This window comes from Desulfosporosinus orientis DSM 765 (assembly GCF_000235605.1).
Taxonomy (GTDB): Bacteria; Bacillota; Desulfitobacteriia; order Desulfitobacteriales; family Desulfitobacteriaceae; genus Desulfosporosinus; species Desulfosporosinus orientis.
The window spans coordinates 2,930,945-2,943,332 of the sequence record NC_016584.1 but is presented as its reverse complement, the minus strand read 5'-3'; the positions used below and the strand labels follow the sequence as shown (position 1 = coordinate 2,943,332).

Annotated in this window: 15 protein-coding genes and 1 pseudogene; 3 read left to right on the top strand and 13 right to left on the bottom strand. The window is 37.3% G+C overall.

Annotated features, from left to right (window positions below):
• The first annotated feature begins 301 nt into the window (after positions 1 to 301).
• On the top strand, positions 302 to 931 hold the full coding sequence (locus DESOR_RS13765; RefSeq protein ID WP_242832319.1) for a DedA family protein: 630 nt from the start codon (positions 302 to 304) through the stop codon (positions 929 to 931).
• 176 nt (positions 932 to 1,107) lie between these two features.
• Here the strand turns inward: DESOR_RS13765 and DESOR_RS13760 are convergent, their stop codons facing one another.
• Together DESOR_RS13760 and DESOR_RS13755 are read right to left on the bottom strand one after the other, a co-directional pair.
• Complete coding sequence (locus DESOR_RS13760; protein WP_345788344.1) at positions 1,108 to 2,094, bottom strand: aldehyde dehydrogenase family protein; 987 nt, start codon at positions 2,092 to 2,094, stop codon at positions 1,108 to 1,110.
• Positions 2,095 to 2,129: 35 nt separating this feature from the next.
• Positions 2,130 to 3,326 carry an iron-containing alcohol dehydrogenase gene (locus DESOR_RS13755; RefSeq protein ID WP_014185192.1) on the bottom strand — a complete coding sequence of 399 codons (1,197 nt, stop codon included), beginning with the start codon at positions 3,324 to 3,326 and terminating at the stop codon, positions 2,130 to 2,132.
• Positions 3,327 to 4,239: 913 nt separating this feature from the next.
• Between DESOR_RS13755 and DESOR_RS13750 the strand changes: the two genes are divergently transcribed.
• Together DESOR_RS13750 and DESOR_RS13745 are read left to right on the top strand one after the other, a co-directional pair.
• On the top strand, positions 4,240 to 4,551 hold the full coding sequence (locus DESOR_RS13750; protein WP_014185191.1) for a muconolactone Delta-isomerase: 312 nt from the start codon (positions 4,240 to 4,242) through the stop codon (positions 4,549 to 4,551).
• 143 nt (positions 4,552 to 4,694) lie between these two features.
• Positions 4,695 to 7,064: an ATP-dependent DNA helicase gene (locus tag DESOR_RS13745; protein ID WP_014185190.1), complete on the top strand. Its 2,370-nt coding sequence runs from the start codon at positions 4,695 to 4,697 to the stop codon at positions 7,062 to 7,064.
• Here the strand turns inward: DESOR_RS13745 and DESOR_RS28915 are convergent.
• The 11 genes and pseudogenes from DESOR_RS28915 to DESOR_RS13700 form a co-directional block, all read right to left on the bottom strand.
• Positions 7,061 to 7,468 (bottom strand): hypothetical protein, encoded by a 408-nt coding sequence (locus DESOR_RS28915; protein ID WP_042331221.1) that lies wholly within the window; start codon positions 7,466 to 7,468, stop codon positions 7,061 to 7,063. The two genes, DESOR_RS13745 and DESOR_RS28915, sit on opposite strands and share 4 nt — an antisense overlap.
• A gap of 56 nt (positions 7,469 to 7,524) precedes the next feature.
• Positions 7,525 to 7,713: a hypothetical protein gene (locus DESOR_RS13735; protein ID WP_014185188.1), complete on the bottom strand. Its 189-nt coding sequence runs from the start codon at positions 7,711 to 7,713 to the stop codon at positions 7,525 to 7,527.
• A 48-nt stretch (positions 7,714 to 7,761) separates the two neighbouring features.
• The gene (locus DESOR_RS13730) at positions 7,762 to 9,006 is read right to left on the bottom strand and encodes a tyrosine-type recombinase/integrase (protein WP_014185187.1); all 1,245 of its coding nucleotides are present in this window, start codon (positions 9,004 to 9,006) and stop codon (positions 7,762 to 7,764) included.
• A 30-nt stretch (positions 9,007 to 9,036) separates the two neighbouring features.
• Positions 9,037 to 9,225, bottom strand: a pseudogene (locus DESOR_RS31000) (tyrosine-type recombinase/integrase); the annotation flags it as partial.
• 30 nt (positions 9,226 to 9,255) lie between these two features.
• Entirely contained in the window at positions 9,256 to 9,696 is a 441-nt protein-coding gene (locus DESOR_RS13725; protein WP_158309037.1) for a site-specific integrase, read from the bottom strand.
• Positions 9,697 to 9,893: 197 nt separating this feature from the next.
• Positions 9,894 to 10,022 (bottom strand): hypothetical protein, encoded by a 129-nt coding sequence (locus tag DESOR_RS30635; RefSeq protein ID WP_282434357.1) that lies wholly within the window; start codon positions 10,020 to 10,022, stop codon positions 9,894 to 9,896.
• 393 nt (positions 10,023 to 10,415) lie between these two features.
• Entirely contained in the window at positions 10,416 to 10,688 is a 273-nt protein-coding gene (locus tag DESOR_RS13720; protein WP_014185186.1) for a spore coat protein, read from the bottom strand.
• Between the two features lie 15 nt (positions 10,689 to 10,703).
• A complete protein-coding gene (locus DESOR_RS13715; RefSeq protein ID WP_014185185.1) occupies positions 10,704 to 10,913 on the bottom strand; it encodes a hypothetical protein in 210 nt (69 codons plus the stop codon).
• A 44-nt stretch (positions 10,914 to 10,957) separates the two neighbouring features.
• Positions 10,958 to 11,251, bottom strand: a complete 294-nt coding sequence (locus DESOR_RS13710; RefSeq protein WP_014185184.1) for a spore coat protein — start codon at positions 11,249 to 11,251, stop codon at positions 10,958 to 10,960.
• Positions 11,252 to 11,262: 11 nt separating this feature from the next.
• Positions 11,263 to 11,478, bottom strand: coding sequence for a hypothetical protein (locus tag DESOR_RS13705; RefSeq protein WP_014185183.1), 216 nt, complete (start codon positions 11,476 to 11,478; stop codon positions 11,263 to 11,265).
• 174 nt (positions 11,479 to 11,652) lie between these two features.
• The gene (locus tag DESOR_RS13700) at positions 11,653 to 12,330 is read right to left on the bottom strand and encodes an SOS response-associated peptidase (RefSeq protein WP_014185182.1); all 678 of its coding nucleotides are present in this window, start codon (positions 12,328 to 12,330) and stop codon (positions 11,653 to 11,655) included.
• Positions 12,331 to 12,388 lie beyond the last annotated feature (58 nt).

The following is a 12,388-nucleotide window of genomic DNA, read 5'->3' as shown; positions in this document are numbered from 1 at the left end:
CACTTGTTAGCCTTTTAGCCATATGTACATAAATAAAAAATGGCACCTTTTAGGTGCCTAAGAGTACTCAGACTGAGATTAATACCACCATCTTCCTAAACCTGGGTAGACTCCGTAGTAGCCTCCATAGCAGCCTCTGTATGATCCTCCCCAGTAATTAAACCAATATGGCCATGTAACCATAGACTGAAATCATGGAGCACATATTAAAGAAAAAGAGGGACGCTTTTAGTAAGAGTTCCTCTTTTAATTGGGTTATGCAGGTTAATTTTGGGGTATTCTTTTAATAATGATTTTTTATTTGGAAAGGACGATAAATTTGCGAGGGATAGAACAATATGTCATTTATGCTATCTACCACCATAGTTATCTAGCTTTATTTTCGTTCTTATCCCTAGGCATGCTTGGGTTGCCGGTACCTGATGAACTGCTTATGGCATTTAGCGGTTTTCTAATTTCTATAGGAAGAATGACTCTTGCTAAAACGTTACTAGTCTCTTCTTTGGGCAGTTTTGCAGGCGTCAATTTAAGTTATTGGCTAGGTCGCATTCTAGGACCGCCTTTATTTGAACGGCTCGGCCCCTACCTTCATCTTAACGCCCAAAAGCTAAATCGTGCTGAAGATTGGTTTTTACGTTTTGGACTTAAAACAGTAGTCGCAGGCTATTTCTTTCCAGGGTTTCGTCACTTCATAGCTTACTTTTCAGGTATTAGTAAACTGCCTTACAGACTCTATGCTCTTCTTACAGGAATTGGTGCTGTTTTATGGTCCATAACATTTATCAGTTTAGGACGAATGCTGGGGTCACACTGGAAAGAGATTACGATAATTCTCCATCATTATTTGCTCCGTGGCAGCATTTTGCTTGGGATTGTTCTTTTGTTTATCTATTTATGGACGACAAAACAAACAAATACCATTAATAAATAGCTTTCGTTCCATCTAGACTAAGCATTAGATTCAATTTTATAATTAAGAATTATAACAACAATGGTTTATTTTAAGATATACTTAATTTTTTTAGCCCATTTTTCATGTTAGGATATCTAAGGGGAATGTCAAATCGTGTTGTTTGAATCAGGACACTTTTGTCATGGGAAAAGGTGTCAAAACTTCCCTTCCCGTGATATGAACCTACCCCGCTGTTTCCAACACCCCCAAAGGGCAAGTATGGAGAGACAATGATAGACTGTATCATTAATACATCCTCCTCCAAAGGATATATCATTAAGCACAGTTTCTTGAATTTTCCTGCTTTCTGAGAAAAGATAAAGGGCTAAGGGATTGGGATGGTTATGTATTCCTTCCACGACTTCAGATAATTGATTGTATTCCATAATTGGCAGTATAGGATCGAAAATCTCCTCCTGCATGACAGGATCTTGCCATGTAATCCCCGTAAGGACCGTCGGCTCAATAGTTAAGCCTTCATCGTTGGTCTTTCCGCCAATCAATATTTCCCCATTATTTAAAAACGACTGCAGGCGCTGGAAGTGTCTTGTGCTGACAATGCGAGTATAATTAGGATTATTTAGAGGGAGCTTTCCATACAACGCTCTGATAGCTTGGCTCAAGTCATTTAAGAATTCATGTTTAATCCTTTGATGAAGATATAAGTAGTCAGGGGCTACACAAGTTTGACCGGCATTTATGAATTTACCCCACGCAATTCGTTTTGCTGCCAGTTTAATATTTGCGTCATGATGTACAATACAAGGACTTTTGCCGCCTAATTCCAGCGTAACAGGGGTTAAATTTTTTGAAGCAGCTTCCATAATGATCTTTCCAACTGGAACGCTCCCTGTAAAGAAAATGTAATCGAATTGTTCAGCCAGTAATCCTTGGCTTGTTTCAACGCCACCTTGAACCACAGCAATGTACTCTTCAGGGAATATCTCTGATATAAGCCTACTTAATATATCGGCAGTATTTGGGGTTAATTCGGAAGGCTTAATAATAGCGCAATTGCCCGCTGCGATTGCACCAATCAATGGGGCAACCGCTAATTGAAAGGAATAATTCCAAGGAGCAATGATTAAGGCAACTCCATAGGGTTCCCGATAAATATAACCGGTGGAACCCATATGAGTAATGGGTGTTTTGACTTTTTCAGGCTTGACCCACTTACTTAAGTGATCATCTTATAAAGATTAAAAAGATCGTCTCTGGACAGAATTTTTGGTACAGGATAGAGGGGATTGGCCTCTTTATAAGCACGTTCGACCATCATTGGGATGTCAGCCTCATTGATCCCTTCTATTTTATTAGGGATATTTAAGCGTTTATTGAGTCTTTTTATTTCTTCAATGAAGACCTCTGCCTTTTGCTTTACGGTAGGGTATGCTTCGCCTATGCCAACAAAATCAGCTAATTCTGCCAGCGGCTTATGAACGGAATCCCTAAAATATTCCAGTACATAAGGCAAAATAACCGCATTTGCCAAACCATGGGGAATTCCATAGAATCCACCCAAAGTATGAGCAATGGCATGAACATACCCAACATAAGCCCGTGTAAATGCAACTCCTGCATAATAAGAGGCTTTTTGCATTTTCGTGCGAACCGTAAGGTTGATGCCGTTGCTGTATGCCTCATACAAATTATCAAAGATTAGTTTTACTGCTATACGACTCAGCTCTTTTGTCTCCTTTGTGTTGCTCCTGCCTATATAGGCTTCAATGGCATGGGTCAAAGCATCAATCCCTGTTGTTGACGTAATATGTTCCGGCAACCCAACTGTAAGCAATGGATCTAGTACCGCATAGTGAGGAATTAGTGCCATATCATTAATTGCGTATTTTTCATGAGTTCTGCTATCCGTTAAAACGGCTGCAATGGTTGCCTCACTTCCTGTTCCTGCTGTTGTTGGAACCGCAAACAATAAGGGTATTTTCTTCCTAACCTTAAGTTGACCTTTCATCTGAGGTATTTTTTTATCGGGTCTGGCAACACGTGCTCCCACTCCCTTGGCACAGTCCATTGGAGAACCGCCGCCGAAAGCAATGAGTGCCTGGCAATGGTTTGTTTTATAGGTTACCAATGCTTCCTCAACGTTATCAATAGTTGGATTGGGTACGGTTTTATCATATATAACATAGCTAATACCCTCAGCCTTTAAGCCTTTAAGCAGTTCCTTCATCAACCCCAGTGATGCAATGCTATTATCTGTCACTATCAATACTTTATCGATCCCTTTGCTCTTAATTAAGTTTGGGAGTCTGGTTATACTGTTTTTTCCTTCGAGTAAGACGGGCTTTCGCCAGGGCAGAAAATAGGCCGCTAACCGAAAAAAGTTTTGATAAATTCTACAATATAAGTTATTAATATTAATCCCTCACTTTCTATAGAATTCTGTATGAATTAATAAATCTCTTCTCACTTCTAATAGTCTATATATTCAGTATATTCTGTTATAATATCACAACTACCCTAGATTTGTTACCCTCCTAATAATATAGTTCAGATTTCATTATTTAAGGTAATAAGCAGATGCTTCTACAGAATACTGGACATCATGGGTTATCTTTAGTTCAAGACTGTATTATGCGATTGTAAGGCCTGTCCTTACTGAGTTTGATCTTTGTTTTACATTTATAGTTGTATAATATGTTCTAATAAACCCAAAAAGTAGTTTTCCATTATTGATCACGAGTGCTATAGCATGTATTATGTATGTACATGGTATGTTTGGTGTTGTGAGAAGGAGGAGGTTAAGGGACACAGTATAAGAATAATTAGCAGTTTAAGGCGCGAGTCAAGAGCTTGTATAGTACCAATTAGCATATGCGATTTGTTGTCTATAATTATAAGTTGAAATTCTTAAAAGATACTAAGTTGTCAAGCTCGATATGATGAATACCCGTTTTAGGGCTTGTATTCTTAGCCCTTCCTTGAATTTATATTTTAAATTACTTTGTATATTTCTTATAATGCTATTGACAAAGTTTTACCAATCGATATAATGATAAATATCAAGTATATGGAAGTTAAGTCGGCTTTACGCCGATTTTATTTTTTACTGCTTTAATTTCCTCTATGGCGGTATCAATTCTTCAGTCCCAAATAAAGAACAAGAGCAATCCAAACCTTGCAAGGTAGGGATTGCTCTTGTTTTTTATTTCGGGTTGAAACTGGGTATTCCAGTCCATCAACTCGAATTTTATTAGCTAAGGTGAAGCAAATAAAGGCTAGCATGTCTTAAATGAATAGCCAAAACGAAAAAGAAAGAAGGGTTAAGTATGTTATTCTTAGTTAAAAGCGAATTGACACAATTGCCTCCGTTCCCACCTCAACAGGTCAAAGAAATCATGGTACAAGGGTGGGGAAAAGTTATTAACTATCAGAAACAAGGGAAGATTTTGGCACAAGGGATGTTTGCCGGTAGAAAAGGTGGTTGTGTGATTTGGGATGTTGAGTCCGTCGAAGAACTCCATAAATTAATATCCGAATCTCCTATATTTCCTTTTCTTGAGACAGAAATTACTCCCTTAATCAGTATTGAAAATGCTCTGGAGTACGTAAAATTGGCTCTAGAAGCAAACAAAAACTAAAATAATAAGCTAATTTAATAAGGTTGTCTTCACCTTAGCTTTCATTTTGAAAGGCCCCTCCTATGGGGCCTATTCTTTATTTAAAACTACCTGTTGTGTCATAAGGTGTTTTTTTATCTTAAGTCAATGAAAGAAGGATTAAAATGAATAATCGGCTAAACCATGTATTAGATTTTTTTAAAAATCAGCTCCCTGCTCATTACGGCTGCCTTCAACCAAGATATACACAGGTACAAATGGCAGTTTCTATTGCCGGAATGCTTTCAACTCACTCTAAGACAAATACGCTTATTGTTCACGCTCCCGTAGGAACAGGTAAAACTTTTGCCGCTTTAGTACCTTCTCTTTATGACGGTAAACGACTTATTTATGCCACATCATCATTGAACCTTCAAGCTCAGTTAAAAAATGAAGAATTAAATTATCTTCATCAGCATGGTTTACTTCGTCGGTACGTTGTAGCTAAAGGGATAAGCAATTACCTTTGCCCAAAAAGAATTGAACAAACTTTATTAGAGGATGAATTGCGGAAATCTTTGATTTCTTTTGGATTTGATGCTTTAGAAGGGGATCGGCTTGAGTTTGAACAACATTTCGGACCTATCCTGGATAACCAGTGGAATAGGGTTAAACTTCAGGCTCATAGTGAATGCTTTTCTTGTAAAAGAAAATTTACCTGTCCAACAGGTATTCATCGTAGTAAATTTAATCGCCAGGGTATTGATGTTGTGGTTACCAATCATAACCAATTACTTCAGTCCGTTATCAATGTCACTGACGGTTGCAGCCCGATCATTGACTTTCGAACATCCGGTGGAGGTATAATTATTATAGATGAAGCTCATGATTTCCAGGATGCTGCCTTAGATCAGTTAAGTAAGAAATTATCTACAAGTATTCTTCTAAATGCAATAAACCAGGTACATAATGAGAGGACAGAAGCCTTTCGTTTTTTTAACATTTTAATAAATTCTACGAAATATCTCCAACAGGACTTAGACATTACTCATGGAAGGCTTCCAATTCCTGAAGAGGGGCTTAAGGCATTAAATAATCTTAATCTATTATTCAAAAAAATGCTATCTCAATTGGTTTCTGCTAGAATTTCTGAGAATCCTATGTTTCGCAGGTCTCAAACAAAATCAAGTTTAGAACAAACTGCTGATATTATTGACAAGATTTTAGATAAAGAAAACTACACTTCTTGGATTGAACTAGACCAGAAAAGTGAATTAGAAATTATCGTCGTTAGCAATTCATTCCGAAGGGACATTAGATTTCTGATAGACAGTATGGGCAAATATAATAAGATGGTATTTATGTCTGGGACACTTGCTGTCCAGGGCTCTTTTGGTTCGGTTTTTTATGATTGGGGTGGGCCTCCTTCGGCCAGTGATACTCTGGATTTACCTACTGAATTCGATTATCTTAATCAGTCAATACTTTATGTTCCCCAACATATACCTAATCCCCTCGATAGTACAAATAAGCAATACCCTGATTACTGCAAAATATTAGGTGATGAAATTATAAAACTAATCAAGGCTACTGGTGGACGTACCCTTATATTGTGCACTTCGCATAAACAATTGGAACTTTTGCATAACCAAATTAAAGCCCATCTGGATATGATGGGAATTACATTGTTAAAGCAAGGGGCTAAAAGCACTGAACTCCTTTCTGAGGATTTTAAGCGTGATGAAATGAGCGTACTTATTGGGAGCGGTACTTTTTTTGCTGGCTTATCTATTCCAAGAAAATCTCTCATTTCAGTTATACTTTGTCGCCTACCGTTTCCTGCTTACAATGATCCCTTTATAGACCTCATAGCAGAGGATTTGAGCAAAAGTGAAATTATGAATGATATACTTATCCCCAGAATGCTTATTCGCTTACAGCAAGCAGGGGGCCGTCTAATTCGTACAATTGAGGATTTTGGTTGTTTTACTATACTGGACCCGAGAGTATGTAACCGAAGTTACTCGGAACAAGTTAAGAAATCATTGCTTTCTTCAGGCTGCAGGTTTACACGAAATTTTGCTGAAGTAGAGAACTTTCTAGTAAAGCGTATGAATGAAACTGGTTTTGCAAAATATCAAGCTTATACGAAAGATAAGTTACAAATACCGTACACTCTTACTATTCCAGATAGACCTATAGAAAGGCAAGATATAAAGGAAAAAGCTTGCCGGTTCGAAACTTCAAAAAGCATTACACCGGAGCAACTTGCCTATTATGAGGACGCTAAGCAAAAAGCAGGAATCAAGTCCAAAAAGTTACGGCTTTTTTCAGAACCGTACAGACTATTTGCTTATTTAGTTAAACTGGATCGGGACAAAAACCTGAATCTAAACGTCCCAGGAACTTTTCCCTATGCTAATGAGCAACAGGAACACAATTTTATTGTACGTCAAAAACGATCCAATCGAGTAGATAGTAGTATTAAGATTAGCTGGCTATCGCATGAGGAGATTGCAGCTAAATATGGGACATCTATAAATAAACACAGCTAGAACACGTCAGGGGAATGTAAATAATTTTGTGTAAATGAAAATTTGAAAGAAAATGTGGTATTATTCTCTAGCCTGTTGTATAAAAAACGAAGCTTCCAGTTGGATTGTCTTACGAATGCCGTCCAACTACGTATTGGTGGGCGGCATTTTATAATACTGGGTTTCCTACTGTGGGGAAATATACCAAAGTAGCTCTCTATCTGGACGGGTAGCTCAATCAACTCTGAATTATTCAGAAATTTTGACTTCCGATTTTTAAGTCTTTCGTTTTCTTGCTTTAGCTCTTCCATCTCAACTAATTGAGCGATTAGTTTCGCCTTATCTTCCTCTAGTTGTTTAACCTTCTGACGAAGTGCAATAATCTTTTCTTCCTGTAGCTGTTTCTTATCTTTCGCAACAGTCATCGTGCCATCAAGAGGAACTCCTTTTGATACAGCCCGAAGACTCAAAATGCGTTCCTTTAGTTGGGGATTATTATAAAGGGTTGCTCTAGAAACGCCTGCTTCTTTTGATACTGAATCAAAGTTGATATTTTTTTCTTTCTTTTTAGTGAATCAATAGCTTTATGAACTTTTTCGATGGTTTCTTTGTTTTTCTGCTCTGCATAGGCTTTTATACCTGCCAATTGTTTATTAGGCGCTTTCGCCACGCATCTCCACCTCAAGACTTTCCACCAATGGTTTCAGAGACTTGTATTTCACGAACTCCCGCTGCCATTCGCGTTCTCTGCCAAGTTCCCGCAGGCTCCTCTATCTTTGTTAGCCTGGAACCATTTAAACTCCTCATTGTTGTCAAACATGCTTTCATCTAATAAACTAATATATCCGATGATACCTATGCCTTTAAAGATTTCAGCACGTTCTTGCTCTTTTACATCGGCATAAAAACGCCTAGTTGTTGATGGATCGGCATGATCCAATACTTGCTGAATGACATTAAGATTCGTTCCCTTGGAGAACATGTCAGTCCCAAGTGTTCTCCTAAATTGATGGGACGTTAGGTTGTAAGGTTTTCCATCCGAGCCAACGAAGTTATGTATGTGGGTAAACTCTCTAAGCCAATCGCCAAAGGTTGCATTATGAATTCTTGATATTCCTTTCCCGTTTTTGCCCTTGTGAATGAATAAATATTTCTTAAGGTTATCATCTGCTTCTTCTCGAATTGGCTTCGTGTATTTCAGCAATCTTTCAAAAGCCGCAGCACATTCTCTTCTGATTGGCATAGGAGGTTTTTCTTTGTGCTTCTTATGGTTAAACCATTTCATCATATACCCATCTATTGGATGGGGCTCAATGCTGTCAACGGAAAGTAACATCAAGTCACCAATGCGCATTCCTGTATATTCCAGAATGACGATCCCATACCTAAGATATGGGTTTTCCTCATCGATTAGGGCTTCGTTAATTTTCTTCAATATATTATCCGGTATGTACTTAATCTTGAGCGTCTGATTTTTACCGGGGAGTTCGTTCCTTGTAAAGATTTCCTTATCGGGGACTGCATCAGGAGCGTGTATTTGCCCCCAGTAGATTATATTTTTCAAGACACCCAAACATTGTTGTTGATATCTGTAAGCTAATGGTTTGTCTGAGTTATCCAATTTGCTTGTACGTAGATATGACAGAAAATTGTCCACATCATTATTTGTCATATCTTTAAACCGTAAAATTTTTCGTTGTACTGCAAATGAATTAAAATATTTAAAAGCGTGCATATATGAATATAAACTCTTAATTGCCTTATTTCCGGTTCTGCAATTTCTCCAAACATAATCCATTGCGATATCTTTTATTTCATCACTAACAATAAAAGAGAAATCAAAATTAAAGGTCTTCCCATAGTGTTGCGATTGAGTATCCGTATCCTTGAGTCCCCAAAAGTTACCTTCGGGTCTGCTTTTAGTTAATTTATCACTCCCGCCACTAGTGAACTTTTTCTCCAATAATTAGTAAGAACCTCTTTAATATAGCGATCATCTAAATGCGTATATTTTTGTGTGGTCGAAATATGTGCGTGTCCCATGATGAGTTGCACAACGCTGACAATCCATTCCGCTTTTAATTAAAGCGCTACAGAATGTATGGCGTAGATCGTGAAAATTAAAATTGATACCAACTTTTTCTTGTATATCTTTTAATTTATCGTAGGCAGCTCTATATGTTAGCTGTTTGCCATACCACTGTGGCTGTTCCTAAACAAAGATGTAGCTGTGGTCAGTCTCGATAAGGTTTCTTTCCTCAAATATAAAGTTGTCGATTTCTTCAATAAGTGACATGGGAATATATAAATCCCTATACTTACCTTTTGACTTAATATTTTGAAACACTCCAATTTCCTTAGTGTTGTCCGGAATTGGTACGCTCTCGATTTCAAAGTCAAGCACTTCCTGTATCCTCGCCCCCGTGAGGTATAAGGTCTTATATAGTAAATAATCCCGTTTCTTAGTAAGTTCATTTAGAATTGTTTCCATCTCATCATCCTTGACGAGTCTAACTCTATAATTGTTTTCCTTCACTTTAAAGATGGATCGCCACGTACTGTTGTCATTTTTGGCGTGGTGGAGAAAGCTCTTGTACATATAAAACGGCCTGTTTATTTTTTTCTTAAGAATTGGTTCGTCTTGTTCTAGCATATTTGCATAATGTTCATAAAACCGCCGTACTGTACCCAAAATTCGGTTTATGGTTTTACCATCTCTCACACTTTCCATGTTGAGTGCCAGAATGTCTTGGTCACCTCGTCTTAGGTAATCGATGAAGTCTCCTAATACTCTTGTGCTAATCTCGTCATATTCACAATTGATTTTGTTAAGCCATTCCCAAAATATGCTCAAATCACTCGCGTAATATTTTGCCTTAAGAATTTCATAAAATTATAAACCGGTTTTACGATTTTCATTTCGTCATCAAGAAGTACAACCATTTTTTGCCCAACTTGTTTAATAACATGTGTTTCCAACTAAAACCCCACTTTTCATCGTATATATGTATAATAAGTATAATATATCTTATTAAAAGAAAAGAGAGTGTTTATTAATCTTTTTTTAAGTACATAATAACTTTTTATCCTAGAGATTTTGGGGCGAATTTAGGCAACTTGCTATACACTATTTAAACAATAAAAACCCTTTATTTTGCAGGGTTTTTATTGTTTTTATACCAATATACTTACAATACACTACAACACTGAAGAGAACATCGAGTATTCTTCATCCTCAATTGTCCCTCCGGACTTAAATCGCACTCCGCTGTTTAAAAATGATGAGCGAAAAATAAGCTCCCATCAAGGGGCCATAAAAGAAAAATGCATTGGTTAGAAGTTTTAATCCTTCTCAACCAACGCATTGAGCATTTATTGTCCTAAATTAAGGCTAGTATTAATGTCTTGCTGCAGTTGCTCTTTAGGTGCCAGATTAGGCTGATACCAGTTCTTTTGAGTAGCAAAATCACTTAACTTAAAATGTTCATCAATATAACTATTTAATTGATTAACAAGCTTTTCCCTAAACGACGCTGAGGTACTTTCTCCAAGGGCAACCGTGAGTGAATGAATAGCAAACTTAGAATCCTTTAACATATCATTAACAATATCCTGATCATTTAAGGAACTTGTAGTTAACGGCATAGGTTAAACTCCTTTCTATTGAAGATTCTTACTGAAAACAAGGTCTTGAAATACTTTTAATTTTTGGCGTCGAGTAGCTACTGAATTTTGGATAAAAGAGACCAGTTCTTGGTCTTTCACCATACTTATGATAGATTCTGATTTTTTAATTCCTAAGTTCTCATTAGATATAATTTCATGCATCTTCAACATTTCGTGAGCAGTTAGTTCATTTTGATTTTCCATAGCAGAATCCCTCCTAACATATAATTTACCTAAGCAAAAAATACTTAAGTTGAAGCCTCTTCGTAATCCTTTTTAATCTGTTCAATCGGGGCTGAATGAGGCATGTACCAATTATTTTGTACAGAAAGATCAGCTAATCTGAAATGGTTTTGAACCACTTCATTAAGTTGTTTTTTCAGGATTTCTCTAAGTTGAGGATTCGTTGTTTCTGTAAGTGCCATAGCCGTTGCATTGAGAATATACTTCGAATCTTTTAGCATATCTAAGGCAACATCTTTTTCTATCATTTTGGTTGTTTCAGCATTTTCAACTCCAAACAAGTCATCTAACCATCCCATAATGACACCTCCTATTGCATTATGCTGCTGCTAATAAACTGTTTTAATTCATCAATCTGCTGTTCTTTAGTTTTTATAGCGTCGTCAATAAAACTTGAAAGGTCACCATTGTCTTGAATTGTAGCTTTAGTAGCCTTCAGTTTCTTCTTCTCCATTATTTTCATGCTAATCAGTTCGTGAAGTTCTATGGTTTCCTGTGGGGTAAGCATTTGATTTTGTTCAGGCATAGTTATCCTCCTTTGATTATATTGTCTCTTTCCACCTCTAAATCCTATTATTTGTACGGATAGTTATACTTATACAAATTAACCAAAGCAAAAGATATAATAAAAAGCCCATCAAAGTGAACTGGACTCTGTACAGTTTACTTTGATGGGCTTTTTATGAATTTCAAATGCCAGCTAAAAGAGTCTGTTTACAGGATATATACAGGCCGGTTCATCCTTACGCGGCGAATTAACCAGCGAGGATACCTCATAGGCAGACATTTCTTCTGACGGAAAAGGTTTTAATAGTGCTTTCACTTTATGTATAGGGTAAGCCGAATCCAGCCAGATTGATTCCATGTTCTTCGGCAAGATCACAGGCATTCGGCTATGAATTGTCTCCATCAACGTATTAGACCCCGTCGTAATGATAACACATGAATTTAACCTTTGGCCTGCAGGTGACAGCCAAGTATCCCACAAACCGGCAAAAGCAAATGGTTTACCGTCTCGCATGATAATTCTATAGGGTATTTTGACACGTCCTTCCTTTTTCCACTCGTAGAAACCATCTGCCAAGACCAAGCAACGCCTTTGTTCAAAAGACTCACGAAAACTAGGCTTTTCCGTTAAAGTTTCAGCCCGGGCATTTATTAATTTATGGGCAACACTTTCATCCCTTGCCCAATGAGGTATTAGTCCCCAGTGAAACATTAACAGTCGTTTGTTTCCATTTTGATTGATCACCACAGGAACTTGTTGCGAAGGAGTAATATTGTAGCGCGGCTCAAACTCAAATTCAATCTGAACCGGACCAAACCGCTCCATAATTTCCTTCGATTTCGAGTTGGTCAATGAATAGCGGCCGCACATCTTGTTACTCCTTTCGTTTTGCAGAGAAGGATCTCTATTGATTCAAGATTATGCGATA